Source organism: Nocardioides sp. NPDC057767 (assembly GCF_042798275.1).
GTDB lineage: Bacteria > Actinomycetota > Actinomycetes > Propionibacteriales > Nocardioidaceae > Nocardioides.
This window is the reverse complement of sequence record NZ_JBHVKJ010000032.1, coordinates 50,020-76,286: the sequence shown is the minus strand read 5'-3', so window position 1 is coordinate 76,286 and position 26,267 is coordinate 50,020. Positions and strand designations below refer to the sequence as shown.

The following is a 26,267-nucleotide window of genomic DNA, read 5'->3' as shown; positions in this document are numbered from 1 at the left end:
GGAGCGAACTGCCCATATACCCGCCAGTAATGGGCAGTTCGCTCCCGGACTACCCCGAAATGCCGCCTACACCGACGCCTTCCACCAGGTTCAAGAAGCACTCCGGGCGGGTGACACCTACGAAGCGAACCTGACCTATCGCGCCACCGTCCACGGTTCCGCCGACCCGGTGGCGACCTATCTGCGGCTCAGGAGCATCAACCCGGCGCCGTACGCGGGCTTTCTCCAGCACGACATCGACGGGCACAGCGTGTGGTTGTTGAGCTCGAGCCCGGAGCGGTACGCGGTCATCGGCGAGGATCGGGTGATCGAGACCCGGCCGATCAAGGGGACGACGCCGCGAGGAGCCACCGAGCAGGAGGACGCCGCCAACGCGGAGCTGCTGCGGACGGATCCCAAGCTCCGCAGCGAGAACCTGATGATCACCGATCTGCTCCGCAACGACCTCGCGATGGTGTGCGAGCCGGGGACGGTGGAGGTGCCGGGGCTGATGCAGGTGGAGTCCTACGAGACCGTGCACCAGCTCGTCACCACGGTCAGGGGACATCTCAGCGACGGGATCACCACGATCGAGGCGCTGCGCCGGCTCTTCCCCGCCGGGTCGATGACCGGCGCGCCCAAGCTGCGCACGATGGAGGTCATCGAGCGCGCCGAGCGTGACCTGGGCGGGCCGAGGGCGGCGTATGCCGGTGCCTTCGGCTGGATCTCCGGCGACGGACCGGCCGACCTGGGCGTCGTCATCCGCACCCTGACCACCCATGACACCCGCACCTGGAAGATCGGCACCGGCGGCGGAATCACCGTCAGGTCCGACGTCGCCGAGGAGGCCGAGGAGGCGCGGTTGAAGGCCGACCGGGTCCGCGCTTCCCTCGGCAGATGATCAATCAGGTGAAAAGACGGCGACACGTTGAGACAGCGGCCGTTGTCTATTGGATCGTTCATAAAACGAGGACTACCGTGGACTCATCATGGCCACCATCGATGACAAAGCCCTGCCACATGTGATCGTGCTCTTCGGTGCGACGGGTGACCTGGCGCGCCGCAAACTCCTTCCTGGCCTGCTCAGACTCAACGAGGCCGGGCTGATGACGGATGCCCAGATCGTCGGCACCTCGCTGGAGGAGATGGCCGACGAGGACTTCGTCGCCTTCGCCCGCGAGGCGTGCGAGGAGTTCGGCAAGGGCGAGATCACCGACGAGCGGTGGAAGGCGTTCGGCGGCATGCTCTCCTACGTCTCCACCAAGGAGGGGCCGCACGCGCTGGCCGACGCGGTGAAGCTCGCCGAGAAGAAGCTGCAGGGGGTCGGCAGCGACGTCCGCCGCCTCCACTACCTCAGCGTCCCGCCCAAGGCCGCCCAGGACGTGATCCGCCAGCTCGAGGAGGCCGACCTCGTCGAGCGCGCTCGGATCATCATGGAGAAGCCCTTCGGCACCGACCTCGAGTCGGCCAAGGAGCTCAACGCGAAGATCCATGAGGTCTTCACCGAGGAGCAGATCTTCCGGATCGACCACTTCCTCGGCAAGGAGGCCGCGCAGAACATCCTGGCCTTCCGCTTCGCCAACGGACTCTTCGAGCCGATCTGGAACCGCAACTTCATCGACCACGTCCAGATCGACATCCCCGAGACGCTGGGCCTGGAGGGACGCACCGCGTTCTACGAGGGCACGGGCGCCTACCGCGACATGGTCGTGACCCACCTGATGCAGGTGCTGGCGTTCATGGCGATGGAGCCGCCGACCTCGCTGGCTCCCGACCCGATCGGCGAGGAGAAGAACAAGGTCTTCCGCTCGATCCAGCCGCTCGACCCGCGCAACGTGGTGCGCGGCCAATACTCCGGCTACCGGGGCAAGAACGAGGTCGCCGACGACTCCGACACCGAGACCTTCATCGCGATGAAGGTGATCATCGACAACTGGCGCTGGGCCGGCGTGCCGTTCTTCCTGCGCACCGGCAAGAAGCTGGCCGAGGGCGCGCGGATCATCTCGATCGCGTTCAAGGAGCCGCCGCTGACGATGTTCCCGGCCAACTCCGGCGCGGGCACGCAGGGTCCCGACCACCTCACCTTCGACCTCGCCGATCAGTCGAAGATGTCACTGTCGTTCTACGGCAAGCGCCCCGGGCCCGGGATGAAGCTGGAGAAGCTCTCCATGCAGTTCGCCACCCAGGAGACGAGCTCCTCGACCGGCGTCCTGGAGGCGTACGAACGCCTCATCCACGACGCCATGCGCGGCGACCACACCCTCTTCACCACCGCCGAGGGCATCGAGACGCTCTGGGAGATCTCCCAGCCGCTCCTCGACAACCCACCGCCGGTCCGCCTCTACGCGCCTGGCTCCTGGGGCCCCAACTCGATCCACCAGCTGATCGCTCCGCACGCGTGGCGCCTCCCGTTCGAGCGCTCCTGGCGCGAGACGAAGAAGCACTAGCCGAGAAAGTCGCCCGCGTCGGCTACGGGGCGTTGGCGCTGAGCTGCTCGAGCAGAGCCTGGGCGGCGCGGTCCATGGCGTCGCCGTCGTAGGGCTCCAGGTCGACGGAGTTGAAGCTCTGGATCAGGGCGCCGTTCTGGACGAAGCCGGTGACGGCGTACGAGCTGACGCCCTGCTGCTTGACCAGCCTGGCGTCGTCGGCGTCCCTGATCTCGGGCTCACTGACCTTGCCCGACTGCACGTCCATGGTCTTCCACGCTTCCGCGAGGGTGCCCTTGAAGGGCAGGTAGTTCAGCTCGTACGCCGTCCCACCCGACTTCTCGGGAAGCAATGCGCAGCGGGGTGCCGCCGAGGTGCCCTTCTCGACGCGGAGCTGGGCGCCGAGGGCCTTCTCGACGGGAGCGATGTCGAGTCCGTCGCACGGGTTGAACGTCTCCTTGGCGGAGTGATCAGACCCCGACGCGGAAGCCGATGCGGATGCCGAGGGGGCGGGATCCTCGGCTCCACAGGCAGCGAGGGAGAGCAGCGCCAGCAGACCGGGCGCCAGGACGGCGTACCTCAATGGTTCAGTCCTTCATCGTTCAACACAGCCGTGGGCGGTTCGGTCGGCCGGGGTGAGGCCGAGCCGGGCAGGCGCAGGGTCATCCGTGCGCCGCCGAACGGGGAACGGGCCGCGGAGACGGACCCGCCGCTGCGTTCGGCGACCTGTCGGACGATAGCGAGGCCGAGCCCCGATCCGGGCATCGAGCGGGCCTCGGTGGAGCGGTAGAACCGGTCGAAGACGTAGGGGATGTCGTTCTCGGCGATGCCCGGTCCCTCGTCGTCGACGTTGAGCACGCCGGCGTGGAGGGAGATGTGCACCGTGCCGGATTCCGGGGACCACTTGGCAGCGTTGTCGAGCAGATTGGTGACCGCCCGCTCCAGCGAGCTGGCGTCACCCATGACCCACCACGACGCCATCTCCTCGGTGAAAGTCACCGACGGTGCGCGCAGACGGACCCGGGAGAGCGCCCGATCCACCACGTCGGAGAGATCGACCGTCTCCAGCGTCGGCTCGGCAGGCTCGTCGCGGGCGAGCTCGACGAGGTCGCCGATCAGGTTGGTGAGCTCCTCGATCTGGGCGCGGATGTCCCCGAGCAGGTCGGCCCGCTGCTCACCGGTGATCGAGGCGTCGGCCTGGGTGAGCAGCTCGACGTTGGTGCGGAGCGAGGTCAGCGGCGTACGCAGCTCGTGCGAGGCGTCCGCCACCAGCTGCCGCTGCCGGTCCCGGGAGGCGGAGACCGCGGACAGCATGCGGTTGAACGAGGTCGCCAGCCGGGCGATCTCGTCGTCGCCCTCGACCGGGAGCGGGGTGAGGTCCTCGGTGGTCGCGATCCGGTCGACCGAGGCCGTCAGCCGCCGCACCGGACGCAGTCCGCCCGCCGCCACGACCCACCCGGCGAACGCCGCCGCAACCACCCCCGCCGCACCGAAGAAGAGCACGACGAAGCCGAGCCGCTTGTACATCGCCTGCTGCGGCTCCAGCGACTGCGCCAGCATCAGTGCGGTGTCGCTCTCCGGGATGGGCACGCTCACCACCCGGAACACACCACTCTGGGTGTGTACGGTCCGGACCGCCTGCGTCGCATGGCCCTTCGCTACCGCCTCTTCAGGCTCCCCTGGCAGCGGAAACGTGCCGTACGTCGGCGACCAGTAGTTGTGTGCGTCGGCGACCTCCGCGATCTGGATGTCGCCGGCGTTCAGCACCCAGGTCGGGAAGGCCGCCCCGGTCCGGGTGTCTTGGATGGAGGCGGTGTTCGCGGCAGCGACACTGGCCCGCTTCAGCAGCGACTCGTCCATGTTGGCCTGCAGCTGGATGCGTACGACGAAGTAGAGCCCGATCGCGATCAGTGCGATCGAGCCGGCGACCGCGAGGGTCGTCAGCAGCGTGACCCGGCCCGCCAGGGAACCGCGGTAGCGCGAGCCGGTGGCCGTCATGGTCATCGCGCTGCTCACGGCTCCTTCAGCACGTAGCCGATGCCGCGTACGGTGTGGATCAGCCGGGCCTCACCCTCGGCCTCGGTCTTGCGGCGCAGGTAGCCGACGTAGACCTCCAGCGAGTTGGCCGTGGTCGGGAAGTCGTAGCCCCACACCTCTTCGAGGATGAAGGACCGGTCGAGTACGCGGCGGGGCCGGCGCAGGAACATCTCCAGGAGCGTGAACTCGGTGCGGGTGAGCTCGATCGCCCGATCGCCCCGGGTCACCTCGCGGGTGGTGGTGTTCATGCTGAGGTCGGCGAAGGACAGCGTCTCCTCGTCCTCTTCGCCGATCGGCGCGGCCCGGCGCAGCAGCGCACGTAGCCGGGCCAGCAGCTCCTCGAGCGCGAACGGCTTGGTGAGGTAGTCGTCGGCGCCGGCGTCCAGGCCGTCGACCCGGTCGCCGACCGCGTCGCGGGCGGTCAGCACGAGGATGGGTACGTCGTTGCCCGCTGCCCGCAGCGCCTTGGTGGCCTCGATGCCGTCGAGTCGGGGCATCATCACGTCCATCACGACGACGTCGGGGCCGTGGTTGGCGATCCCGGCGAGCGCCTCGGCGCCGTCGCCGGCAAGGGCGACCACGTAGCCGTTGAACTCCAGGGACCGGCGCAGGGACTCGCGCACGGCCTTGTCGTCGTCGACGACCAGCACGTGCGGCTTGTCGCCGGAAGCGTCGCTGGGGGTGGCAGGGCTGTTCACACTCCTACCCTGCCACCCCTCGCTGAGGCGCCGCTGAGAGACGGCGCGTGTCTTCCTAAGCGTTCTCCTTGCGGAACGTGGAGATGCCCCACCAGACGGAGAGCACGAACAGGACCAGGGTCCAGCCGACGCCCCAGCCGATGTCGGCGATCCCGAGGTCGCCGAAGAACGAGGCTCGGACCGCGTCGACGATGTGCTTGGTCGGGATGATGTCGGCCAGCGTCTCGAGCCACTGGGCGCCGAAGCTCATCGGCAGGAAGATGCCGGAGAGGAGCAGGATCGGCATCAGCAGCATGTTGGTCACCGGGGCCATCACGTCCTCGCTCTTCACGAGCAGCGCGAACGCGTTGGAGGCGGCGGCTCCGGCGCCACCGATCAGCACCGTGATCGCGATCCCGACGATGATGCCGAGCGGCTTGAAGTCCATGCCCATCACCAGGCCGAGGGCGACCAGGATGATCGCCTGCACCAGGATCTGGAGCAGGTCACGGTAGAGGCGCCCGAAGAGCAGCGCCCCGCGTGAGGCCGGGGTGACCCGCTCCGCCTCGATGACGCCCTCGCGCCACTCGCCGATGAGCGAGAACCCGGCGAACATCGCGCCGAAGACGCCGAGCTGGACGAGCATGCCGGGGACGAACCAGTTGTAGGCGTTGCCACCGAGCTGCTCGATCAGTGGCTCGAGCAGCGGCCCGAAGAGCACCAGGTAGAGGATCGGCTGCATCACTCCGATGAGCACCCAGGCGGGGTTGCGGAGGTTCATCCGCAGCTGACGTTTGAAGACGACCAACGACTCCCGCAGGAAGCCGGACTTCAGGACGGGTTGCTGGAACTCGGTCATCACTTGGCCTCCTGCATCTGCTCGTCGGACTCGGACTCCGGTGCGCCCGCCTCGGCGTCGCGGAGCGTGCGTCCGGTCAGCGTCAGGAAGACGTCGTCCAGGGTGGGCCGGGCGACCTCGATCGACTCCAGCGAGACGCCGTTGGACTCCAGGTCGCGCAGGAGGCCGGGGACGGCCTTCCCGGCCCGCGGCACCCGGCCGCTGACCAGTCGCTCGTCGACCTCGACGCTCTCCGAGATCGAGCCGAGCTTCTCGCGGGCGATCGCGACCTGCTCGTCGGTGGCGACCTCCAGGGAGACCAGGTCACCGGAGACGGCGGCCTTGAGGTTCTCCGGGGTGTCGTTGGCGACGATGCGGCCCTGGTCGATGACCATCACCCGGTCGGCGAGGGTGTCGGCCTCGTCGAGGTAGTGGGTGGTCAGGAAGACCGTCGCCCCGTGGTCCGTACGCAGCGAGGCGATGTGGTCCCACAGGTTGGCCCGCGCCTGCGGGTCGAGGCCGGTGGTGGGCTCGTCGAGGAAGACCAGCTTGGGGGCGTGGATCAGCGCCATCGCGATGTCGAGGCGGCGCTTCTGGCCGCCGGACATGTTGCGCGGCTTGCGGCGCCACAGACCGTCGAGCTGAAGCCGCTCGAAGAGCGCCTGCCCGTGGGCGACGGCGTCCTTCTTGGACATCCCGTAGAGCATTCCGTGGTCGACGACCTCGTCGCCCGCGTAGGCCCCGGAGAAGGTCGATCCGACCTGGGAGCAGTAGCCGATGCTCCGCCGGACCTCGACGGACTGCTTGGCCACGTCGAACCCGGCCACCGTGGCGGTGCCGGAGGTGGGCTTGAGGAGGGTGGTGAGGATGCGGAGGGTGGTGGTCTTTCCGGCGCCGTTGGGCCCCAGGAAGCCGACCACCTCGCCCTCTTCGACGTCGAGGTCGACCCCGTCGACCGCGACGACTTCTTTCTTCTGCTTGCCATGGCCGGAGGCGAAGGTGTGCCTCAGGCCGCGTGCGTGAATCATGTGTCACTCCCTTGTGCGTGCGAGTCCAGACAAGCACGGACGACGGACAACAATCACCCGATTTACCCGGGTATTCAAAGTTGAATAGCGTGAGTGTTCAATTTTGAACCCGGGTTGTCAAACCGATTCCCCGGAGGGCGGCGGCTCAGCCGCGCAGCATCTCCCGATAGCGCTTCCGGTCGGCGTCCATCTGCCAGCCCGGATCGTCGTCGGCAGGCGTCCAGCCGGGGGCGTCGCCGGCGAAGAACAGCTTGCCGCTGCGTACGTCGTCCAGGACCTCGACCAGCCAGGACCGCTCGGAACGGAGCTTGTCGATCTGGAGGTGCAGCCCGGCGACGGTGTGGGGCGGCGCCGTCCGCGCACTCACCCGGGCCGCGGCGTCGAGCTCCTTGATCGTGCGCTCGAGGTTCCTCAGGCGGACGCCCAGGTGCTGGACCACCGCCGGCCGCTCCAGCAGCGGCACCAGTGCGAAGGCGGCGTAGAAGGAGAGTCCGTTGTAGGCGTCGACGGCCTCCAACGACCGGGTGATCAGACGCTCCAGCTCCGCCCGCCCGCCGGCGCTGATCTCGTAGACCGCGACCGTACGCCCGTTGTCCACCAGATCGTGCCTGGTCAGATGGCCCTTGTCGGAGAGCGAGGTCAGCGCGTGGTAGATCGAGCCGGGGTTGATGTTGGCCCACTGGTCGACCTGCCACGACATCAGCTCGCGGCGGATCTGGTAGCCGTTGACGGGCTCGAACAGCGCCACCGCCCCCAGCAGCAGCATCCGTGTGTCGTCTCCGGCCATAGGGAGATTCTAGGGGCGGCACGACCGGGCCTCAGCGGGCCGTCAGCTGCCAGAGATGGCCGTCGGGGTCCGCGACGACCGCGCGGTATTCGCCCCACGGGGCAGCTTCCGGCCCGAGTACGCCGCGGCCGAGAGCCGTCGCGGCCGCAAAGCGAGCCTCGACATCGTCGCGGGAGCCGAGCTCGATGGTGACCAGGCACTGCTTCAGGCCGTCCGGGGCGGGCAGGGTCGCCGCATCCATCGGCTCGTCACCGAGCTGGCCGGTGACCCACGTGAACCCGCCGGTGGGGATCATCATCACCTCGCACGTCTCCGACAGGGTCGCGCGAAGCGGCTCGGGGACCCCGTCAGGAGCGAGCTCGCCCGGAGTCTCGAGGCCGAGGCCGTCACGGAGGAACACGTGGGACCGCGACCGGTCGCGGGTGGGCAGGGCGATCGTCGTACGCATCGGGATCTCCTCAGTGGCAGCAGTGGTCGGAGGTGAGGGCGTGGCCGGATCCGAGATCGTCGTCGCGGCCGGCGGCGATCCGCGACCACTGCGCTATCGGGCGGCCGCTCACGCCGGGGCGATGGTTGGTGGTCGGCGTCTCCTCGCTGCGGAACTGGCTGCCCTCGCCGCCCGCGCGCCGGGGCCAGCCCTCCGGGGAGTCCTCCCAGGCCTCCTGCCGTCCGTAGACGGTCATGTCGAGGATCCCGTACGACGCCGACATCGGCTCCACGCCGCGACCGGTCGTCCGGTACGTCTCGAAGACCCGGTCCCCGTCGCGTAGGTAGCAGACCTTGCCGCCGAAGTACCCGCGCACGTCGAGGACATCCCACGAATCCTCCGGCACGGAGTACCACGGCATCTGCCATCCCATGAAGTCCCGATAGCGAGAGCTCTCGGGATAGGGGCCCTGGCAGAGGACTGCGTACGTCACCCCGCGCGAGTGCAGGTAGCCGAGCTCGCCCACCTCGCCGCTGATGAACGTGCACCCCTCGCACTGGTCGGCGGCCGCGTGGCCGGTGTGCCACATGTGGTAGCTCGCGAAGAGCTGCGCACGCCCCTCGAAGGCGTCCAGCAGGCTGACATGACCCGTGGCGCCGACGAGCGGTGCGGTCGCGTCGACCTCCGTCATCGGGAGCCTTCGGCGGGCCGCGGCGAGGGCGTCGCCGGCGCGGGTGTGCGCCTTCTCCTGGTCGAGGAGCGCGTTGCGCTCGCGCAGATAGGTCGTCCGGTCGACGACGGGCGGGAGTGGGGTCGTGTTCATGAGGACTACGTTAAACATAGTTGATACTCTTGTGAAGAGAGTCAGGAGGATCGATGCCGAAGAAGCAGACGTACGCCGAGCTGGGTGATGCCTGCGCGACCGCGCACGCGATGGACGTCATCGGGGACCGGTGGAGCATCGTGATCGCGCGCGAGCTGATGCTCGGTCCGCGCCGGTTCGCCGACCTGGCCTCGGCCGTCGTCGGGATCACCCCCGCGGTCCTCACCTCCAGGCTGAAGGCGCTGCGGGAGGCCGGCGTCGTCGAGCAGGCGCAGCTCGACGATCTCGGGCAGACGCGCGTCTACCGGCTCACGGAATGGGGCCAGGGGCTGGAGGACGTGATGCGATCGCTCGGCCGCTGGGCGCAGCGCTCGCCCGGCTTCCCGGTGCCGGAGGGGAGCATGACCCCCGACGGGGTGATCGTCGCGATGCGCACGATGGCGCCGTACGCCGCGACACCCGAGTGGGGTGAAGGCCCGGTGAGGATCGCGATCGACCTGCACGACGAGCGGCGTCCCGCCGCGGGCGTACGCCGCTACCGGCTGCACTGGGACGAGGACCGTTTCGAGCTGACCGAGGGCGCGGAGGACACGCCCGATGCCACCGTCTCCGGCGACTCCTCGGCCTGGGCAGGCGTGGTCTTCGCCGGTGAGCCGGTCGGCGCGGTGGGCATCGAGGGCGACCGGCGTGCCGTGGAGCGGGTCGCTGCTGCGTACGCGGCCATCGGGTAGGTCGAAGGATTTCACGGGCGCGGCAGGACCTCTGGCTCTGACGACGTGTAGCTCGGTCTCACTACGCTCGATGGGATCGAATGACTCGGAGAGGATCGACGTGACCCTGAACCTGACCTATGGGGACCTCGGAGACGCCTGCGCGGCAGCGCACGCACTGGACCTGATCGGCGACAGGTGGAGCCTCATCGTCGTGCGCGAGCTGATGTTCGGGCCGCGCACCGCGCGTGACCTGGAATCGTCCGTGATCGGGGTCGGCGCCGACGAGCTGAAGGACCGGCTCCAGTTCCTCCAGCACGCCGGCGTCGTGGTCGAGACCGAGCTCGGCTACATCACCAAGACGACGGCCTACGCTCTCACCCCGTGGGGACGCGAGCTCGAGACGATCCTCGGGGCGCTCGGACGCTGGGCCCACGGCTCGTCCCGCTTCCCGATCATGACCGCCGGGATGACGCCCAGCGGCGTGATGGTGGCGATGCGCACGATGGTGCCGGCCGGCAGCGCGACCACCCCGGAGCCGATCAGCGTCGCCTGGGAGCTCACCGACGCACGCCGCCCCGACGCCGATCCGCAGCAGTTCCGGCTGGTCTGGAAGGGTAACCAGTTCGACCTCGCCGAGGGCACCCTCGAGGACGCCGATGTCACCGTCGCGGGCGACTCCACGGCGTGGACCGGTGTCGTGTTCATGGGCTTCCCCGTGGACGCCGCGATCGCCGAGGCCGGGCTCCGGGTCGACGGCGACCGCGCCGCTCTGGACCGAGTGCTCGGGCTGTTCGCGAACACGCTCGCCGAGGCCGGCTGACCGCTACGGGGTCGGCGAGACCGGATCGGCGCAGAAGGCGACCAGCTCGCCGCGGGCCTTGCCCTGCTCGATCAGCTGGCCCACCTCGAGGGTGACGTGCTTCAGCTCGCCGCGCGGGGAGCGGATGATGGCGCTCTCCCGGCGCCAGGGCGCGATCGTCGGAGGGGCCACGCAGTGGTGCTGCTCGAGCATCGCGGCCAGCTCGGGCTGCTCCCGCTTCGCCAGCGACCGAGGCTCGGCCGGAGTGGTGATGGCCACCAGGCAGAAGGCTGCCAACGCCGTCAGCGCGCATACCTTCATGGCGACGACGACCAGCGTCAGAGGTCGCGAGGTGTCCGAGTGCACGATGTTTCTAACGACCGATCGGTGGCTCGGTGACGGCTCCGGCCGGCACTATGACGAAAGTCCCATCCGGACACCGGGAGCACGCCCAGAGCAGACTCGCTAGTGTCGCGTCATGCCATCTCGTACGTCTCCCTGGTTCTCCTCGCCCGCCGAGGCCGTCGCCCGCCTGGGAGACGTCGGCTACCTGGCGGACGACTCGACCGCGTTGACGACCTATCTTGCGGGCGCGCTGGAGAAGCCGGTGCTCATCGAAGGGCCTGCCGGGGTGGGAAAGACCGAGCTGGCCAAGGCCATCACTCGGGCCACCGGTGCCGAGCTGGTCAGGCTGCAGTGCTACGAGGGCCTCGACGAGGCGCGGGCGCTCTACGAGTGGAACTACAAGAAGCAGCTCCTCCGTATCCAGGCCGCCGGCGACGGCCAGGCGTGGGGGGAGACCCACGACGACGTCTTCTCCGAAGAGTTCCTGCTGACCAGGCCGCTGCTGACCGCGATCCGTCGTGAGGAGCCGACGGTGCTGCTCATCGACGAGGTCGACAAGACCGACGTCGAGGTGGAGGGGCTGCTGCTCGAGGTGCTCTCCGACTTCCAGGTGACCATCCCCGAGCTCGGCACGATGGCCTCGACCCGGCGTCCGCTGGTCGTGCTCACCTCCAACGCCACCCGGGAGCTCTCCGAGGCGCTCAAGCGACGCTGTCTCTACCTCCACCTCGACTACCCCGACGCCGACCGGGAGCGCGAGATCGTGCTCTCCCAGGTGCCGGGCCTCGACGACAAGGTCGCTCGCCAGCTGGTCTCGGTCGTGGCACGGCTACGCGAGCTGGAGCTCAAGAAGTCGCCCTCGATCGCCGAGTCGGTCGACTGGGCTCGCACCCTGATCGCACTCGAGATCACCGACCTCTCCGACAAGGCCGTCGCCGACACCCTCGGCGTCGTGCTCAAGCACTCCTCCGATGTCGACCGTGCGGTCCGAGAGCTGCGGTTGAAGCGGTGACCCTCCTCGACCGGCACATCGAGTTCCTCGAAGCTCTTCGGGGAGCAGGGTTGCCGGTGTCGCTCTCCGAGGGCCTGGACGCGGTCACCGCCCTCGGCCTGATCGGCTGGAACGACCGGACCCAGGTCAAGGAGGCGTACGCCGCGACCCTGGTCAAGCGCGCCAACCAGCGGGCCACCTTCGACGGCCTGTTCGAGCTCTACTTCCCACGGCTGGTCGGCTCGGGCACGACTCCCTCGTTGACGGGCGAGGCCGAGGCTGCCGGGGCGGTGAAGGACGGTCCAGAGGCGCTCGCCGAGTTCACCGAACGGCTGGGCGAGGCGCTGGCGGCCGACGACGTCGAGATGTTGCGTCAGCTGGCCGCCGAGGCGGTGGCCCGCTTCGGCGCGATGCCCGGCCGCGGCCCGGGACTGAGCTCGTGGTCCTCCTACACCGCGCTGCGCCGGCTCTCGACCGACGAGCTGACCTCGCGGCTCATCGAGGGCCTCCGGCAGGGCGGCTGGACCGAGGAGGAGGCGGCACGGGTCGGGAGCCGGCGCGTGAACCGGTTCAGCGGTCTCGTCGAAGCCGACGCCCGCCGGCGGATCGCGGAGGAGAAGGGCCCCGAGCAGATCGCCAAGATCGCCGTACGGCCGACGATCGAGAAGCTCGACTTCCTGCACGCGCGGCGGGCCGACCTGGAGGCGCTACGGCGCGAGATCTACCCCTTGGCGCGCCGGCTGGCGACCAGGCTCACCCAGGAGCACCACGCTCGCCGTCGTGGAGCGGTGGACCTGCGGCGTACGCTCCGGTCCTCGATGTCCACCGGAGGCGTGCCCGTCGACCTCAGGTATCGGCCCAAGCGACCGCACCGCACCGAGCTGGTGATCCTGTGCGACGTGTCCGGGTCGGTGTCCAACTTCGCCACCTTCACGCTGATGCTCGTCTTCGCGCTGCGGGAGCAGTTCGGCAAGGTGCGCGCGTTCACGTTCGTCGACGAGATCCACGAGGTCACCTCCTACTTCCGTCCCGGTGCCGACCTGGTCGACACGATGACCGAGCTGACGAAGGCGACCGAGCACGCGGCCCGGATGGGGCGCACCAACTACGGCCGGGCCTTCTCGCTCTTCCAGGAACGGCACGCCGACGCGCTCGGTCCGAAGTCCTCACTGCTGATCCTCGGCGACGCCCGGTCCAACTACTCCGACCTCGCCGTCGACTCGCTGCGCGCGATGACTGAGTCGGCGCGGCACTCCTACTGGCTCAACCCCGAGGTCCGTACGCAGTGGGACACCGGAGACTCCGAGGCGACTCGCTACGGCTCCATCGTCGAGATGGTCGAGTGCCGCAACCTCACCCAGCTCAGCGAGTTCGTCCACGACCTCGCCTGAGACCGGGTCACTGCAGCTTGAGGTCCAGCCCGTAGACGATCCGGTCGGCGACGCCGACCGAGTCGGTGATGCAGACGACCCGGTCGTCGGCGAGGAACCGGCGCCGGTCGGAGAGGACCGGGGTGCCGTCGGGGATCTGCAGGTCGAAGGTCTCCTGCGGTGTCGGCATCCGGGACTCGATGTCCATCGCGACCGTGGTGACCTTCACGCCGACCGTGGCCAGCAGGTCCTTGATCGGCGGCTGCGGCCAGTCGTCGGTCGGCGTGGCCAGCGGGGTGTCGATGACCAGCGGGTACGGGATGTAGGCCGTGGTGCGGTATTCGGCGGTGTCGCCGCTGATGAAGAACGTGTAGGTGGTGCTGAGCAGCTCGCTGCGCGGGTCGAGGTCGAAGGCCTCCCCGAGCTTCTCGCCCGCCGCGATGACCTCGTAGGAGTGCTCGACGGAGATGCCGTCGTCGGGACCGCGCGGCGGCTGGTGATAGGCCGCGTCGGGCTTCGCCGGGTGGCTCGGATCGGTGATCAGCATGCTCATCAGGTCGTAGCGGGTCTTGGTGGCGTCGCGTACGAAGACGCCTCGGCCCTGCTCGCTGGTGATGAGGCCCTCGTTGCGCAGCACCGCCAGGCCCCGCCGGATGGTGGCGCGGTCGTAGGGGAAGGCGTCCATCAGCTCGGGCTCGGTCGGGAGCCGCTCGCCGGGGAGATAGGTGCCGTCGTCGATCTGGGCCCGCAGATAGTCGGCCACGTGGAGGTATTTGGGCAGGCCGCGCGGACGGGGGTTGCTCATAGGAGAACACGTTACTGAGCCGTACAGATCCCGAATAGCCGCATAGCCCCACCCTTTCCGCCTTGACCCGTTGCAATGAGTGGACTTATGGTCGAAGTCGTCTCGGGGCGTTGGGCGCACGGCCCAGCTGTGAACCGGCGTCTCGAGGCACTCAACGACGAGAGCCATCGACATTCCTTGGGGGGAATTCGTGTTCGTAGACGACCGACTCAGCATGGGAACCAGCGGGAGGCCGCCGGTCCTGGCCAAAGACCCGTTGGTCTACCGGACCGACCGGGGCAGCTTCTGGCACCTTCGCTCGGCCAAGAAGAGCAACGGGTACGTCCTGACCATGTGCGGCCGCCGGCTGGGCACGTGGCATGTGCTGCCGCCGCGCCGGCTCAGCAAGGTCGCGCCCGATCAGGTGTGCGTCGGGTGCCTGCGCAAGACGCCCATCGGGGAGGTCATCTCTCCTCCCAGCGGATCTCGACACGCGGACGCGGCTTCGCCAGCTCAGCCGCGCGCTCGCTCGATCTCACCTGACGACGCCGGCAGCTCGCAAGCTCGCTGCCGACTGTCAGGCGACCTCGAGAAGGCTGAGGTCGGTGAGCCACTCGACCGGCGCGATGTCGTCGGTGTAGACCGTCCCACCACGAAGCCCCGGCTCGAGCCGGGAGGCGGAGTCGGTGAGGGCGCCGGCCAGGTCGGCGGGCTGCGACTCGGCGGTGGCGGTGAGGTTGGCTGCGGGATCCGCCTGCGGGTCGACCGTCGCGATCAGGTGGGTGTTGGTCGGGCCGGAGTCCGAACGCCAGACGGCCTCGCCGAACGAGGTGCGCAGCGTTGCGGTGAGGACCTTCTCCAGCGCTGTCGATCCCTCCGGGTGGGCTGAGTTCACGACGAGCACGCCGCCCGGGTTGAGGTGGGCTTTCGCCAGCGCGAAGAACTCCTTCGTCGTCAGGTAGAAGGGGATGTAGGGCTGGTGGTAGGCGTCGACCATGATCGCGTCGTACTTCCGGGTCTGCTTCTGCAGCCACGGGCGGGCGTCGGCGGTGTGGAGGTGGAGGTTCGGCTGGTCCCGGAGGTCGAAGAGCTCCTGGCCGACCTTGGTGACGTCCTCGTCGATCTCGACGGCGTCGACCCGGGTCTCGGGGGCGAAGTGGCCGAACTGGCGCGCGGTCGTCCCGGCGGCCGAGCCCAGGATCGCCACCGACTTCGGGGCCTCCGCCCCGGCGTACGACAGCGAGAGCATCTCGTCCCAGTAGGCGCCGGTGAGCCACTCGCCCTCGGTGTAGACCGAGTGCACCGCGTGGCCCTCGTTGAGCTCGAGGTAGCGGCTGCCGTCGTCGTACTCCACCACGCGGGCGTACTGGTATTCCGTCTCCTTCTCCCAGATCACCTCGCCACCGTTGCTGGTCAGCGTCTTGATCGAGCCCGTCGGGAAGGCGATCAGGGCGAGGATCGCGACCGGGACGACGGCCGCCGGCAGGCGCCGCTTGACCAGGTGCGGGATCGCGCAGACCGCCATGCAGAGAGCGAAGATCAGGAACGTACGCCGCGTCCCGACGACCGGGATGAGGAACAGCGAGGCGGCGAAGGTGCCGACCAGCGAGCCGACGGTCGAGATCGCGTAGAGGCGCCCGGCCGCGTGGCCGGCGTCCTCGACGGCCTCGACGCTCAGGCGGACCGCGTAGGGGCTGACGATGCCGAGCAGGAAGAGCGGGATGGCCAGCAAGACGCCGACCCCGACCAGCGAGCCGGCGAAGGTGGCGATGCTGAGCTGGTCGACCGCCTTGACCGCGAGCGGGAGGAACGGGTCGGCGATGAACGGCACCGCGGCCAGGAGGGCGGCGGCGACGAGCACGATCTTGGCGAGGCCGGAGGGGTGCGGGTTCCGGTCGGCGATCCGGCCGCCGACGGAGTAGCCGATCGCCAGCGCCACCAGCACCGTTGCGATCGTGTTGGCCCACACGATCGTCGAGTCACCGAACCACGGAGCGAGCAGTCGGGCCGCGGCCATCTCCGATCCCAGGGTGCCGGCACCGACGGTGAAGACGAGGAGCTCGAGCGCACGCGCACGCAGTTTCATGGAGGTGAACCTATCCGGCGACTCCAACGTCCGCACACGGACCCGGTGCAGGCGTACGTCGCGCCCTGATCCGGTCGAGCACGGCAGGCTGTCCGAGCAGCACGCCACCGAGCACCAGCGCCATCCCGAGGGTGCTCACCGGGGTGAGGTGCTCGCCCGCGAGGGCGAGGCCGATCAGGATGCCGGCGACCGGGTTGAGCAGTCCGACCAGTGACACGGCGGCCGCGGGCAGCCGGCGGGCGCCGCGGAACCAGACGGCGTAGGCGACGACCGTGCCGACGAGGCCGATGTAGGCGTAGCCGCCGACCGCCGGGAGGTCGAGCGCGGGCGGTGGGCCCTCGAGTAGGAGGGCGACCGGGGCGAGCACGAGGCCGCCCAGGACGAGCTGCCAGGCGGTGAAGGTGAGCAGTCCGACCGGAGGCTGCCAGACCTTGACGAGGATGAAGCCGGTGGAGAAGACGGCCACCGAGGCGAAGGCGGCCAGGACGCCGACCAGGTCGAGGCTCGCGCCGCCGCGGAGCACCAGCAGGGCCACGCCGATCGCGCCGACGACGCCGGCGGCGAGCGAGCCCGTGCGTGGCCGCTCGCCGGCGAACGCCCAGGCCAGCAGCATCACCACGATCGGCGAGACCGCCGTCAGGGTCGCGGCGAGGCCGCCGGGGAGCCGGTAGGCCGCGACGAAGACGAGAGCGAAGAACGCCGCGAAGTTGAGCAGCCCGAGCGCGGCCGTGCGCCACCACCAGGAGCCGCGGAGCAGCCCCGGCCGGAGCGCCAGGAGCAACAGTCCGAAGGGGAGCGCCCGGACCACGGCTCCGAACAGCGGGCGGTCCGGCGGCAGGAACGTGGCCGTGACGAAGTAGCCCGATCCCCAAGCCACGGGGGCGATCGCGGTCAGTGCGAGGGTGATCAATCTACTTTCCATGGAAGAGATAATATCTTCCGCGTCAGATATATTCCAGCGTCATGGCAGACCACGTCTCAACCGTGATGGCGCAGTGGGAACGCGAGCGTCCCGACCTTGACATCACCCCGCAGGCCGTCATCGCCCGGCTGCACCGCCTCGCGCTGCGACTCACCGACGAGCTCGTCGAGGTCTACGCCCAGCACGGACTGGGCGAGGGGGAGTTCGACGTGCTCGCGACGCTGAGACGGCAAGGTGCTCCGTACGCCCTGACTCCGAAGGAGCTCGGCGAGCAGACGATGGTCTCCTCGGGAGCGGTCACCAAGCGGGTCGACCGTTGCCTGGCCCAGGGGTGGGTCAGCCGGGGCCGTCGTGACGAGGACGGTCGGGGGCGCCGGATCACGCTGACCGAGAGCGGGCGTGAGCTGATCGACGCGGCCTTCACCGACCACATCGCCAACGAGCACCGGCTGCTCGGCGTCTTCAGCGCCGCCGAACGGCGCTCGCTCGCGCGGCTGCTGGAGAAGTGGGCCGAGCAGACCGGGGCTTGAGCTTGCCCCAAGGGCAGACGCCAATCTGATGACACCGGTGACCTTCACCGGGGAGGATGGTGACCATGAGCGGGCTCGAGGGGCTTGTGAACATCGGCGACTTCGCCCGGGCGACCGGGCTGACGCCGAAGGCACTGAGGTTGTACGACGACCTCGGCCTGCTGCCGCCTGCAGAGGTGGACCCCCACTCGGGCTACCGCCGCTACACCGCTGACCAGGTAGGACTCGCCCGGCTGGTGGCGACGCTGCGGCTGGTCGGGATGCCGCTGGCCCGGATCCGGGAGATCCTCGACATGCCGGCCGCCGCCGCGGCGGCGGAGGTCGAGAGGTACTGGCGCCAGGTCGAGGCCGACACCGCGACGCGGCGCACCATGGTCTCCATCCTCGTCCACGCGATGAGGAACGAGGCACAACCGATGACAACCACCACCGACAGACTGCACGCGGAGTTCGGCGTCAGCCACGAGCAGGGTGGCCGCGCCACCCAGCAGGACGCCATCCTGGTGACCCCCGAGCTGATCGCCGTCGCCGACGGTTTCGGGGACCGCGATGATCTCGCGGGCGCGGTCCTCACCGCGTACGCCGCGGGCGGGCTGTCCTCGGCGATCCAGGAGGTCTTCGCCGAGGTGCCGAAGTCGGGCACCACCCTGACCGCGATCGACCTGCACGGCTCCGTCGCGCGGATCACCCACATCGGCGACGCGAGGGTCTACCTCGTGCGGGACGGTGAGGTACGCCAGGTCACCCACGACCACACCGTGGTCGCCGCCATGGTCGAGGCGGGCCAGCTGACTCTCGACGAGGCTCGTTCCCACGAGCACCGGTCGCTGCTCAACCGCGCCCTCGTGCCGGGAGTCGTCGCCGACGAGATCTCCCTCGACCTGCTGTCCGGTGACCGGCTCGTGCTGAGCACCGACGGCGTCCACTCCTACGTGGACGACCTGGCCGCCCTGATCACCGCCGAGGCCGGTCCGCAGGAGGTCGCCGATGCGGTCGCCGCTGCCGTCGTCGGGGCCGGGGAGCCGGACAACCACACGATCGTCGTCGCAGACCTCGCGTAGCCGAGTCGGCTCGTTCTGACCCGATTCCCCGTCGAGTCGGCTCGTCATGACGAGCCGACTCGACGAATGGCCGTCAGTTTGCGCCGACTCGGCGGAGGCGCTGCCACCAACGCCGGCGCCGCGCGGCCACGGGCTCCTTTTCCAGCTCGGCCGCAGCAGCGGCGAACGAGTCCCGCAGGGAGGGGTAGACCAGCTCGATCTCGGGGTGCTCGGCGAGGGTCTGGGCGATCCGGCGGGTGAGCCGTTTGCCGACGGTGGCGATGTGGCGGACGACGGCATCGACCTCGTCGTCGGTGAGCTGCTGCGGGTGGAACGGCTTCTGCGGCTTGGCCCGCAACAGCTCCCGCATGGGCTCGAGGGAGTCGATGTCGTAGCGCAGCGCCAGCGCGCGCAGCTCGTCGTCGGCGATCTTCCGGAGCCGTTCGTGGTCGGCGGGTGGGATCAGGGTGTAGGTCCTCGGCCCGAGCGGGCAGGACTGGAGGTGGATGTCGAGACGCTCCTGGAGCTGCGGCCCGAGCGGAAGGACGTTGAGCGCGCGCTTGATCTCGAGAGCGTGCAGCGAGTAGGAGAGGTTGACCTTCCGCAGGGACAGGTCGCCGAGCCCCGCGGTGTCGATCCCGGCGGTGTCGAGCAGGTCGGTGAGCAGGTTGTCGCCGACGAACAGCTCGGGAAGGTAGGGCCGGAGCACGAGCCGGGACCGCACCGTCTCGGAGTCGAGCGCGCGGTAGAGGTGCTCGTGTCCCAACCACCCGCCGTAGGCACCTGGCGACGGCTCGAACGGATCGACGTGCGAGAGCCGCTTGACCCGCTGGTTGTAGTCGGACTCCAGGAAGGCGAGGGGATCGCGGACGTACAGGACGAACCGTGCCTCCCGTGGCAGCAGCTCGGCGATCCCGGGCAGCTCGGGGAGGAACGCCTCGGAGGAGAGCAGCAGCGTGTGGCAGCCGCTGGCCTCGAACTCCTCGAGGGTCCTCGCGACCTCTCGGGGCGAGGCCACGAAGAGATGCCCGGAGCGTTCCATGAGCGACCCGGCGTTGCCGGCGCTGATGCCGTTGGCATCGACGCTGTGCTGGGGGTAGAAGATGCCGGCCCGCGCGAGGTCGTCGATACGGGTGCTGAAGAACGCCTGGACCGCGGAGGTGCCCGTCTTGGGCAGGCCGGCGTGGACGACGATGGACTTCACAGGGACCGATCCGGTAGGCGTCAGAGAGCCCACCGCGATCGGCAGGCCGGTGACGGGCACCGGTCCGCCGGGGATGGCGCAGAGGGCGAACTACACCGTATCGACTCAGATCCCTGTGGCAACCCCGAGGCGTCTAGCCGAGATATCCCAGACTGCGGATCCGCCCGATCTCCTCACGCAGCTCGCCGTGGCTGGCGTTGTCCGCCGCCCGCCCGCCGGCGATGTAGTGGCTCTCCTCCGCCGCGGTGCTGTCGTAGACGACCGTGAACCGGTGTCCGACACCCGCGTTGATGAGCCCGCCGAGAAGCGCGACCGGATCGGAACGGTCCTCCAGCGACAGCACCCGGGTGGTCTCCGGGACCCTCGGCGCTGCCGCGCCCGGAGCACCCACGGTGACCACCTGGTCCACGACGTACGCAGCCCCGGCCGCCGCCGCGATCGCGGCCGCCGCGGTTCCTCCTGCCGCTGCGCCGACGAGCATCACGTGCGAGCCGGCCTCGACCGTCTTCTCGATGGTCCGCGACGCGGTGGCGATGTAGTCGGAGAGGTCGCCGGAGACGAGCCGCAGCCGTCGGTTGCCGGCGTAGGGACCTGGGAGATAGGCGATGTAGCGACCGGGTGCGGTCTGCTGGACCGCGACACCGGACCCGGTGGCCTCGAGGGTGCGGATCAGCTCCTCGATGGTCGCCGGGGTGCCCGCGGTGACGTCGCCGACGTGCGTCTCCTCCTCGGTGGCGGCCAGCGCCCCACCGACGTCACGCAGCGCGTGACCGGCGTCGGTCGTGAACGCGTCGATACCCGCAGCACGCCGGGCGCCCGCGGCGGCCGCCGCAGCGTCGTCGCCGCGGGGGAAGTCGGCGGTGAGCAGCGAGCGCAGCTCGAGCGACTCGAGCAGCCCGCCACCGGTGGCGATGTGGTCCATCAGCTCGGGGTGGCCCTGGGCGAGCTCGCCGAGGTAGGCGGTGACGCCCTCCCGGTCGAGCGCGTCGGTCTCGATCAGGCCCGCGGACAGCAGCGACCCACCGAGCTCGACCTCGGGGGCGAGGTAGTCGAGCGCGTTGGCCGCGATGGCACCCAGCGAGCGGCGGGCCGCTGCCTGGAGCTCGTCGATCCAGCGGTAGGTCTGCACCGTCGCGCGCACCGAGACGGCGTCGGCGTCGAGCGCCTGTCCGAGGCCGAGGACACCACCCTTCTCGGAGACGGCGGCGCGGATCTCGTCCTCGGCCGGCTGCCAGGTCTTCGCGGAGAGCTCGGCCGAGTCGGTGACGTCGTCGTCGGCAAGGATCGCGGGCCCGAGCTCGGCCCACTCCCGCAGCTGCGCGCCGGCGTCGCCGATCGAGCTCGCCAGCCCGAGGATCTGCGTGTACTTGTCCTCCGGTCCCGCCGTCGGCAGCGCCGGGTCGGCGGCGCCACCCGGAACGGGGCCCAGGCGGTTGACCGGGTTGTTGGCTGCGTTGTTTCCGGGCTCGTTCATCGGGCCACCTCCGCGAGAACAGGGGCAAGGTCTGCAGCGAGCTCTGACGGCTCCACGCTGGTGATCAGCAGCGTCAGCTCTCCATCGAGCGACACCGTGCGCATCGAACGCCAGCCGTCGTTGACCAGCGTCCAGGCGACGGTGCCGATCAACGGGTGCTCCGGGTCGGCGGTCGTCGCCACGACCGCGCGCAGTCTGCCGTGGGTCTCGTTGGACAGAGCCTCGAGGGCGCTCGCGACGACGACGTCGCCCGCGGTCAGCACGGGCACCAGGTCTCCGCGTCCGGTGCGCAACGCCTCGAAGACGGCATCGGCCGTCGCGAACGGGACCTCGAGCCGGTCGGGCACCGCCGAGGTCAGCCGAGCGGTGTCACCCGGCAGCGTGGCGGTGCGTCCGAGCTCCGCCGCCCAGGCCGAGGAGGGATACCAGGAGAGCTCGAAGACGAGCCCGTCCACGGTGGCGAGCGAGGCGGCCGCCTCGCCCTTCTGCCGGTGCCAGGCGCGGCCGCGCAGACCGTCGACGACGACATCGAGATCGATGACCACCTCGGGAGTCGCGAGGATCCCCAGGGCGCCGGCGATCCCGGCGTCGAGGGTGCCGTCGGCGTCGAGGAGGTCGCGTCGCTGCAGCGAGGTGCTGCCCTCACCGAAGCCGTCGACCGCGCGGGCCAGGGCTTCGGCCTCGGTTGCCGAGCGCGTACGCCCCAACCGGGCGTCGAGCCCCTCCTCGCGGTGCGTCGCGACCTCGAAGGGGAGCGGCGCGCCGATGGTCTCGCAGGCATGGGTGAGCTCGGGAAGGGTCAGGCCGACCCGGCGGGGCACCCCTGCCCACGGCTCGGTCGGCGCCGCCGGAGCGGGTCCCAGGTCGATCGTCGTCATCGAAGGGTGACCTCCAGCCAGTCCTTGTGGCCCGGCTCGGGGGCCTCGAATCCGGTGAGCTTGCCGTCGGTGATCAGCGCCTCGGCGCGTGCCTCGGTCTCGGCGATCTGCTCCTTGAACAGGTCGACCTGCTTGAGGTGCTTGGCCAGGCTGTCGGCTGCTCGATCGTGCTGCTCGGCCGCGATGCGCAGCGCGGTCGCACGCTCCTTCATCCGCCCACGGAGGGACTCGGCCGCCCGACCGTGCCACGGCACGGCCTCGGCCTGCACCACCAGCTTGTCGGCACTCGCGCGGATGTCGTCCGCCTGCTCACGCAGACGGTTCACCCGGCGGCGGATCACGTCGCTGTCGCCGTACATATCCCTCCTCGGACAGATCTCTGAGATGGTCCTACCCCGTCACGCGGTTTCTAAACGTAAAATCCTGAACTTTCTCAAAATCGTCCGCGGCGTCCTAGCGAAGGACGGTGGAGAGGCGGTCGAGGCCCTGCTCGATCTCGGCGGCGGAGCCGGCGAAGGAGAGACGTACGAAGCGATGGCCGTCGACGGGATCGAAGTCGATCCCCGGAGCCATCGCGACACCGGTGCGGTCGAGGACCTGATGGCACCAGGCCATGGTGTCGTCGGTCCAGCGGCTGACGTCGGCGTAGACGTAGAACGCGCCGTCGGCCGGAGCCATCTCGGTGACCCCGAGCGAGCGGAGACCGTCGAGGAGTACGCCGCGGTTGACCGCGTAGCGGGTCACGTGGCCGTCGAGCTCGGCGTAGGCGTCCGGCGTGAACGCGGCCACGGCGGCATGCTGGGCGAGAGCAGGCGGGCAGATGGTGAAGTTGCCGACCAGGACGTCGATCGCGCGTCGTAGATGGGCGGGGGCGAGCAGCCAGCCGATGCGCCAGCCCGTCATCGAGAAGTACTTGGAGAACGAGCCGAACACGACGGCGTCGCGCGAGGTCTCCCAGGCGCTGCGGCCGCGGCCGCCGTCGGTGGCGTACGTCAGGCCGTGGTAGATCTCGTCCGAGATCAGCTGGATCCCGGCCTCCTCGCAGTAGCGCGCCAGCCCGGCCAGCTCCTCGGGGAGCAGCATCGTGCCGGTCGGGTTGGCCGGGCTGGCGACGACCAGGCCCTTCAGCCCGACGCGCTCATGCAGCTCCTGCACCTGCTCGACGGTCGGCTGGAACCGCTCGGCCGCGCCCGTCGGGATCTCCACGACCTCGCACCCGAGGGCCGCGAGCACGTTGCGATAGCAGGGATAGGACGGACGGGCCATCGCCACCTTGTCGCCGACGTCGAAGGCCGCCAGGAAGCTGGCCAGGAATCCGCCGCTGGCGCCGGTCGTGACGATCACGTCCTCCGGGGAGACCTCGATCCCGTGCCAGGCCCGGTGATGCCCGGCGATCGCCTGCCGCAGCTCCAGGATCCCGGTCGCCGGCGTGTAGCCCAGCGGGTCACCGCTCTGCAGCAGCCGCACCGCTTCGGCGGTGACCGCCTGGGGTGCCCCCGTCGACGGCTGCCCCGAGGTGAGCGAGATGAGATCGGCGTACGTCCGCTGCCTCTGCGCCGCTCGCTCGAGCATGTCCATCACGTGAAAAGGAGGCACGTTCGCGCGTTGGGCGACAGTCAGGCGGTCCATAAGGGCAAACATTAGGATGCAGTCCCAGAGGTCGGAGGGGGGCCCGGCGTACATGAGCGAGCGTCAGCGAGCGACAGTCCAGTCCTCCATGCGGCCGCCTGCGTACTCTTGCGCTCGCGCTACGAAGGCGGCCGCATGAGCTTCGATGTCCATCAGCTCGACATGTTCGTACTGATCGGCTCCCTGGTCACGCTCCTGGCGATCATGGCGGTGCGGGTCTCGACGAAGGCCGGCCTCCCGTCGCTGCTGATCTACCTGCTGATGGGTGTCCTGCTCGGCGAGTCGGTGCTCGGGATCCGCTTCGACGACGCCGCGGTCGCGCACGCGATCGGCTTCGGCGCGTTGGCACTGATCCTGGCCGAAGGTGGTCTGACGACGTCGTGGAACGACGTACGTCCCACCTTTGGTCTCGGCATGATGCTGGCCACGGTCGGGGTGGTGGTCTCGATCGGGATCGTCGCGGTGGGGGCGCACTATCTGCTCGGGCTTCCCTGGCAGCTGGCGTTCCTGCTGGGGGCGGTGACCTCGCCGACCGATGCGGCCGCGGTGTTCTCGGTGCTGCGCGTGGTGCCGCTGCCCAAGCGGCTGACCGGTGTCCTCGAGTCGGAGTCGGGACTCAACGACGCCCCGACCGTGGTGATCGTGACGCTCATCGCCAGCGGTGCGATCGGGGAGAACCATCCGGTCGTCGTGACCGGGATCGTCGTCGGCGAGCTGCTGGTGGGCATCGTGATCGGGCTGCTCATCGGTTTCGGTGGTGCCTGGCTGATGCGCAGGGCCGCGCTGCCCTCAGCCGGTCTCTACCCGCTGGCCGTGATGACCCTGGCATTCCTCGCCTACGGCGGATCGTCCTGGCTGCACGGATCCGGGTTCGCGGCGATCTACGTCGCCGCGCTGGTGCTCGGCAACGCCGACCTGCCCCACCGCGGCGCCACCAGGTCCTTCGCCGAGGGCGTCGCCTGGCTGGCGCAGATCGGGCTCTTCGTGATGCTCGGGCTGCTGCTCTCCCCGGGACGTATCGACCTGCGGACCATCGGCCTCGCCCTGGCTGCCGGGCTGATCCTGACCTTCATCGCCCGGCCCGCGTCCGTGCTGGTCAGCACGGTGGTGTCCCGGATGTCTTGGCGCGAGACCGTGTTCGTCTCCTGGGCCGGGCTGCGTGGGGCGGTGCCGGTCGTGCTCACCACGATCCCGCTGGCCGAGGGCGTGGACGGTGCCGAGGAGCTCTTCGACCTGGTCTTCGTGATGGTCGTCGTCTATACGCTGCTGACCGGTCCGACGCTGCCCTGGGTCGCTCGGGTGCTCGCCGTCGCCCGACCGAACGACCCTCGATCGCTCGACCTCGATGTCGCGCCGCTGGAGCAGATCGCGGCAGACCTGATCCAGCTCCGGATCCCGCGCGAGTCACGCCTCCACGGTGTCGAGGTCGGCGAGCTCCGGCTGCCCGCGGGGTCGTCGGTGTCACTGCTGATCCGCGACGGACAGACGATGGTGCCGGAGGGAACCACCGTGCTCCGCGCTCGGGACGTGGTCCTGGTCGTCGTGCCGCGCAACCAGCGGGAGAAGGCGGAGCGGCGCCTCGAGATGGTCAGTCGGAAGGGCCGCCTGGCCGGCTGGCTGCGCTGAGGGCCGAGCCCTACTCGACCGGAGGGCTGCAGATCGTGGCGTCCGCCTTGGCGGTGACGGTCTTGTCGCCCCCGGTGACCTCCGGGAAGTTCTCGCCGGTGACGACCACGATGCCAGGGACGTCGGACTTCTTCTCCACGATCTTCGCGTCGCCGAGCCAGCTCGCGACGAGAGCGGCGGAGGGCGCGTCCTTGTCGGGCGACCACACCTCGACGGTCCTCAGCTTGGTGCCGCTGGGAGCGTTGCCGGTCCGACCCTTGACGAAGCCCTCGTCGACGAGGTCCGTCATCGCCCGGGTGGCGAGCCCTGCCCGCGTGCTCGCGTTGAGCACGGTCACCACCACCTGTGAGGGGTAGACCTCGGAGCCCTTCTCGACCGGGGTGTCCACGCACGGCCCCACGTCCACCTTCTGCGGGAAGGGTGCGGTCATCGCCTTCCATCCCCAGGCACCGGCCAGAGCGACCGCGGCCGCGAGGACGGCGAGGATGATGAACGTACGAAGTCCCGTGAGGGCCGAGTCGAGCATGATGCCGAGCCTAACCGCTCGGCACCTTCTAGCCGAGCGTGTGCACGCGGGCGTGGAGCACGTTGCGCTGCTGGAGCGCCGCGCGGAGCGCCCGGTGGAGCCCGTCCTCGAGGTAGAGGTCGCCGTTCCACTCCACGACGTGGGCGAAGAGGTCGCCGAAGAACGTCGAGTCCTCGTTGAGCAGAGCGACCAACTGGAGGGTGTCCTTGGTGGTCACCAGCTCGTCGAGACGTACCGTCCGAGGAGGCAGCGCAGCCCACCCCTTGGTCGTCAGACCATGGTCAGGGTAGGGGCGAGAATCGCCGACACGCTTGAAGATCACCCTCGT

28 protein-coding genes are annotated in these 26,267 nt (G+C 69.6%); 9 read left to right on the top strand and 19 right to left on the bottom strand.

Annotation, left to right across the window (positions count from 1 at the left end):
* Together ACFVDI_RS17565 and zwf are read left to right on the top strand one after the other, a co-directional pair.
* A partial coding sequence (locus ACFVDI_RS17565) for an anthranilate synthase component I family protein (protein WP_378907273.1) occupies positions 1–880 on the top strand: 880 nt, incomplete at its 5' end.
* 88 nt (positions 881–968) lie between these two features.
* A complete protein-coding gene (zwf, locus tag ACFVDI_RS17560) occupies positions 969–2,426 on the top strand; it encodes a glucose-6-phosphate dehydrogenase (protein WP_378907270.1) in 1,458 nt (485 codons plus the stop codon).
* Positions 2,427–2,448: 22 nt separating this feature from the next.
* Here the strand turns inward: zwf and ACFVDI_RS17555 are convergent, their stop codons facing one another.
* The 8 genes from ACFVDI_RS17555 to ACFVDI_RS17520 form a co-directional block, all read right to left on the bottom strand.
* Positions 2,449–2,988, bottom strand: a complete 540-nt coding sequence (locus ACFVDI_RS17555; RefSeq protein WP_378907267.1) for a hypothetical protein — start codon at positions 2,986–2,988, stop codon at positions 2,449–2,451.
* A complete protein-coding gene (locus ACFVDI_RS17550; protein ID WP_378907264.1) occupies positions 2,985–4,421 on the bottom strand; it encodes an ATP-binding protein in 1,437 nt (478 codons plus the stop codon). The genes ACFVDI_RS17555 and ACFVDI_RS17550 overlap by 4 nt, the downstream gene beginning before the upstream one ends.
* Entirely contained in the window at positions 4,418–5,092 is a 675-nt protein-coding gene (locus ACFVDI_RS17545; RefSeq protein ID WP_378907279.1) for a response regulator transcription factor, read from the bottom strand. Before ACFVDI_RS17545 ends, ACFVDI_RS17550 begins: the two co-directional genes overlap by 4 nt.
* Before the next feature lie 103 nt (positions 5,093–5,195).
* Entirely contained in the window at positions 5,196–5,978 is a 783-nt protein-coding gene (locus ACFVDI_RS17540) for an ABC transporter permease (RefSeq protein WP_378907262.1), read from the bottom strand.
* Positions 5,978–6,985, bottom strand: a complete 1,008-nt coding sequence (locus ACFVDI_RS17535) for an ATP-binding cassette domain-containing protein (protein WP_378907259.1) — start codon at positions 6,983–6,985, stop codon at positions 5,978–5,980. The genes ACFVDI_RS17540 and ACFVDI_RS17535 overlap by 1 nt, the downstream gene beginning before the upstream one ends.
* A 145-nt stretch (positions 6,986–7,130) precedes the next feature.
* A complete protein-coding gene (locus ACFVDI_RS17530) occupies positions 7,131–7,772 on the bottom strand; it encodes a PadR family transcriptional regulator (RefSeq protein ID WP_378907257.1) in 642 nt (213 codons plus the stop codon).
* A gap of 31 nt (positions 7,773–7,803) precedes the next feature.
* Positions 7,804–8,220 carry a VOC family protein gene (locus ACFVDI_RS17525; RefSeq protein WP_378907254.1) on the bottom strand — a complete coding sequence of 139 codons (417 nt, stop codon included), beginning with the start codon at positions 8,218–8,220 and terminating at the stop codon, positions 7,804–7,806.
* Positions 8,221–8,230: 10 nt separating this feature from the next.
* Complete coding sequence (locus ACFVDI_RS17520; protein WP_378907253.1) at positions 8,231–9,022, bottom strand: DUF899 family protein; 792 nt, start codon at positions 9,020–9,022, stop codon at positions 8,231–8,233.
* Positions 9,023–9,075: 53 nt separating this feature from the next.
* On the opposite strand from ACFVDI_RS17520, the gene ACFVDI_RS17515 reads away from it, so the two are divergent.
* On the top strand, positions 9,076–9,753 hold the full coding sequence (locus ACFVDI_RS17515) for a winged helix-turn-helix transcriptional regulator (protein ID WP_378907250.1): 678 nt from the start codon (positions 9,076–9,078) through the stop codon (positions 9,751–9,753).
* A gap of 100 nt (positions 9,754–9,853) precedes the next feature.
* The gene (locus tag ACFVDI_RS17510; protein ID WP_378907247.1) at positions 9,854–10,555 is read left to right on the top strand and encodes a winged helix-turn-helix transcriptional regulator; all 702 of its coding nucleotides are present in this window, start codon (positions 9,854–9,856) and stop codon (positions 10,553–10,555) included.
* Between the two features lie 3 nt (positions 10,556–10,558).
* Here the strand turns inward: ACFVDI_RS17510 and ACFVDI_RS17505 are convergent, their stop codons facing one another.
* Positions 10,559–10,900: a hypothetical protein gene (locus ACFVDI_RS17505; RefSeq protein WP_378907244.1), complete on the bottom strand. Its 342-nt coding sequence runs from the start codon at positions 10,898–10,900 to the stop codon at positions 10,559–10,561.
* A 112-nt stretch (positions 10,901–11,012) separates the two neighbouring features.
* Here ACFVDI_RS17505 and ACFVDI_RS17500 point away from each other — a divergent pair, with 112 nt between their 5' ends.
* Entirely contained in the window at positions 11,013–11,891 is an 879-nt protein-coding gene (locus ACFVDI_RS17500) for an AAA family ATPase (RefSeq protein WP_378907242.1), read from the top strand.
* Positions 11,888–13,261 carry a VWA domain-containing protein gene (locus tag ACFVDI_RS17495; RefSeq protein WP_378907239.1) on the top strand — a complete coding sequence of 458 codons (1,374 nt, stop codon included), beginning with the start codon at positions 11,888–11,890 and terminating at the stop codon, positions 13,259–13,261. The genes ACFVDI_RS17500 and ACFVDI_RS17495 overlap by 4 nt, the downstream gene beginning before the upstream one ends.
* 7 nt (positions 13,262–13,268) lie before the next feature.
* Here ACFVDI_RS17495 and ACFVDI_RS17490 read toward each other — a convergent pair whose 3' ends face one another.
* From ACFVDI_RS17490 to ACFVDI_RS17480, 3 genes are all read right to left on the bottom strand, one after another.
* Positions 13,269–14,045, bottom strand: coding sequence for a GntR family transcriptional regulator (locus ACFVDI_RS17490; protein ID WP_378907236.1), 777 nt, complete (start codon positions 14,043–14,045; stop codon positions 13,269–13,271).
* 556 nt (positions 14,046–14,601) lie between these two features.
* Positions 14,602–16,110 (bottom strand): spermidine synthase, encoded by a 1,509-nt coding sequence (locus ACFVDI_RS17485; RefSeq protein ID WP_378907233.1) that lies wholly within the window; start codon positions 16,108–16,110, stop codon positions 14,602–14,604.
* 10 nt (positions 16,111–16,120) lie between these two features.
* Positions 16,121–17,032, bottom strand: a complete 912-nt coding sequence (locus ACFVDI_RS17480; protein ID WP_378907230.1) for a DMT family transporter — start codon at positions 17,030–17,032, stop codon at positions 16,121–16,123.
* Positions 17,033–17,073: 41 nt separating this feature from the next.
* Here ACFVDI_RS17480 and ACFVDI_RS17475 point away from each other — a divergent pair, with 41 nt between their 5' ends.
* Together ACFVDI_RS17475 and ACFVDI_RS17470 are read left to right on the top strand one after the other, a co-directional pair.
* A complete protein-coding gene (locus tag ACFVDI_RS17475; protein WP_378907228.1) occupies positions 17,074–17,562 on the top strand; it encodes a MarR family winged helix-turn-helix transcriptional regulator in 489 nt (162 codons plus the stop codon).
* A 65-nt stretch (positions 17,563–17,627) separates the two neighbouring features.
* Complete coding sequence (locus tag ACFVDI_RS17470; protein ID WP_378907225.1) at positions 17,628–18,623, top strand: MerR family transcriptional regulator; 996 nt, start codon at positions 17,628–17,630, stop codon at positions 18,621–18,623.
* Between the two features lie 73 nt (positions 18,624–18,696).
* On the opposite strand, the gene ACFVDI_RS17465 is transcribed toward ACFVDI_RS17470, so the two are convergent.
* The 5 genes from ACFVDI_RS17465 to ACFVDI_RS17445 all read right to left on the bottom strand — a co-directional run bounded on the left by ACFVDI_RS17465 (position 18,697) and on the right by ACFVDI_RS17445 (position 23,787).
* Positions 18,697–19,806 (bottom strand): hypothetical protein, encoded by a 1,110-nt coding sequence (locus tag ACFVDI_RS17465; protein ID WP_378907222.1) that lies wholly within the window; start codon positions 19,804–19,806, stop codon positions 18,697–18,699.
* Positions 19,807–19,939: 133 nt separating this feature from the next.
* On the bottom strand, positions 19,940–21,280 hold the full coding sequence (locus ACFVDI_RS17460) for a hypothetical protein (RefSeq protein WP_378907219.1): 1,341 nt from the start codon (positions 21,278–21,280) through the stop codon (positions 19,940–19,942).
* A complete protein-coding gene (locus ACFVDI_RS17455) occupies positions 21,277–22,158 on the bottom strand; it encodes a hypothetical protein (protein WP_378907216.1) in 882 nt (293 codons plus the stop codon). The genes ACFVDI_RS17460 and ACFVDI_RS17455 overlap by 4 nt, the downstream gene beginning before the upstream one ends.
* Positions 22,155–22,517: a hypothetical protein gene (locus ACFVDI_RS17450; RefSeq protein ID WP_378907214.1), complete on the bottom strand. Its 363-nt coding sequence runs from the start codon at positions 22,515–22,517 to the stop codon at positions 22,155–22,157. Before ACFVDI_RS17450 ends, ACFVDI_RS17455 begins: the two co-directional genes overlap by 4 nt.
* A 94-nt stretch (positions 22,518–22,611) precedes the next feature.
* On the bottom strand, positions 22,612–23,787 hold the full coding sequence (locus ACFVDI_RS17445) for an aminotransferase class I/II-fold pyridoxal phosphate-dependent enzyme (RefSeq protein WP_378907211.1): 1,176 nt from the start codon (positions 23,785–23,787) through the stop codon (positions 22,612–22,614).
* 135 nt (positions 23,788–23,922) lie between these two features.
* Here ACFVDI_RS17445 and ACFVDI_RS17440 point away from each other — a divergent pair, with 135 nt between their 5' ends.
* Positions 23,923–25,413, top strand: coding sequence for a potassium/proton antiporter (locus ACFVDI_RS17440; protein WP_378907209.1), 1,491 nt, complete (start codon positions 23,923–23,925; stop codon positions 25,411–25,413).
* A gap of 10 nt (positions 25,414–25,423) precedes the next feature.
* Here the strand turns inward: ACFVDI_RS17440 and ACFVDI_RS17435 are convergent, their stop codons facing one another.
* Both ACFVDI_RS17435 and ACFVDI_RS17430 read right to left on the bottom strand, forming a co-directional pair.
* Positions 25,424–25,939: a LytR C-terminal domain-containing protein gene (locus ACFVDI_RS17435; RefSeq protein WP_378907207.1), complete on the bottom strand. Its 516-nt coding sequence runs from the start codon at positions 25,937–25,939 to the stop codon at positions 25,424–25,426.
* 28 nt (positions 25,940–25,967) lie between these two features.
* On the bottom strand, positions 25,968–26,261 hold the full coding sequence (locus ACFVDI_RS17430; RefSeq protein WP_357337115.1) for a type II toxin-antitoxin system VapB family antitoxin: 294 nt from the start codon (positions 26,259–26,261) through the stop codon (positions 25,968–25,970).
* Positions 26,262–26,267 lie beyond the last annotated feature (6 nt).

Excerpts from the sequence above, each read along its gene's own strand:
- zwf (WP_378907270.1), top strand. The coding sequence starts at position 969 with ATGGCCACCATCGATGACAAAGCCCTGCCACATGTGATCGTGCTCTTC.
- ACFVDI_RS17540 (WP_378907262.1), bottom strand. The coding sequence starts at position 5,978 with ATGACCGAGTTCCAGCAACCCGTCCTGAAGTCCGGCTTCCTGCGGGAG.
- ACFVDI_RS17535 (WP_378907259.1), bottom strand. The coding sequence starts at position 6,985 with ATGATTCACGCACGCGGCCTGAGGCACACCTTCGCCTCCGGCCATGGC.
- ACFVDI_RS17530 (WP_378907257.1), bottom strand. The coding sequence starts at position 7,772 with ATGGCCGGAGACGACACACGGATGCTGCTGCTGGGGGCGGTGGCGCTG.
- ACFVDI_RS17525 (WP_378907254.1), bottom strand. The coding sequence starts at position 8,220 with ATGCGTACGACGATCGCCCTGCCCACCCGCGACCGGTCGCGGTCCCAC.
- ACFVDI_RS17520 (WP_378907253.1), bottom strand. The coding sequence starts at position 9,022 with ATGAACACGACCCCACTCCCGCCCGTCGTCGACCGGACGACCTATCTG.
- ACFVDI_RS17515 (WP_378907250.1), top strand. The coding sequence starts at position 9,076 with ATGCCGAAGAAGCAGACGTACGCCGAGCTGGGTGATGCCTGCGCGACC.
- ACFVDI_RS17500 (WP_378907242.1), top strand. The coding sequence starts at position 11,013 with ATGCCATCTCGTACGTCTCCCTGGTTCTCCTCGCCCGCCGAGGCCGTC.
- ACFVDI_RS17490 (WP_378907236.1), bottom strand. The coding sequence starts at position 14,045 with ATGAGCAACCCCCGTCCGCGCGGCCTGCCCAAATACCTCCACGTGGCC.
- ACFVDI_RS17485 (WP_378907233.1), bottom strand. The coding sequence starts at position 16,110 with ATGAAACTGCGTGCGCGTGCGCTCGAGCTCCTCGTCTTCACCGTCGGT.
- ACFVDI_RS17480 (WP_378907230.1), bottom strand. The coding sequence starts at position 17,032 with ATGGAAAGTAGATTGATCACCCTCGCACTGACCGCGATCGCCCCCGTG.
- ACFVDI_RS17475 (WP_378907228.1), top strand. The coding sequence starts at position 17,074 with ATGGCAGACCACGTCTCAACCGTGATGGCGCAGTGGGAACGCGAGCGT.
- ACFVDI_RS17470 (WP_378907225.1), top strand. The coding sequence starts at position 17,628 with ATGAGCGGGCTCGAGGGGCTTGTGAACATCGGCGACTTCGCCCGGGCG.
- ACFVDI_RS17460 (WP_378907219.1), bottom strand. The coding sequence starts at position 21,280 with ATGAACGAGCCCGGAAACAACGCAGCCAACAACCCGGTCAACCGCCTG.
- ACFVDI_RS17455 (WP_378907216.1), bottom strand. The coding sequence starts at position 22,158 with ATGACGACGATCGACCTGGGACCCGCTCCGGCGGCGCCGACCGAGCCG.
- ACFVDI_RS17450 (WP_378907214.1), bottom strand. The coding sequence starts at position 22,517 with ATGTACGGCGACAGCGACGTGATCCGCCGCCGGGTGAACCGTCTGCGT.
- ACFVDI_RS17445 (WP_378907211.1), bottom strand. The coding sequence starts at position 23,787 with ATGGACCGCCTGACTGTCGCCCAACGCGCGAACGTGCCTCCTTTTCAC.
- ACFVDI_RS17440 (WP_378907209.1), top strand. The coding sequence starts at position 23,923 with ATGAGCTTCGATGTCCATCAGCTCGACATGTTCGTACTGATCGGCTCC.
- ACFVDI_RS17435 (WP_378907207.1), bottom strand. The coding sequence starts at position 25,939 with ATGCTCGACTCGGCCCTCACGGGACTTCGTACGTTCATCATCCTCGCC.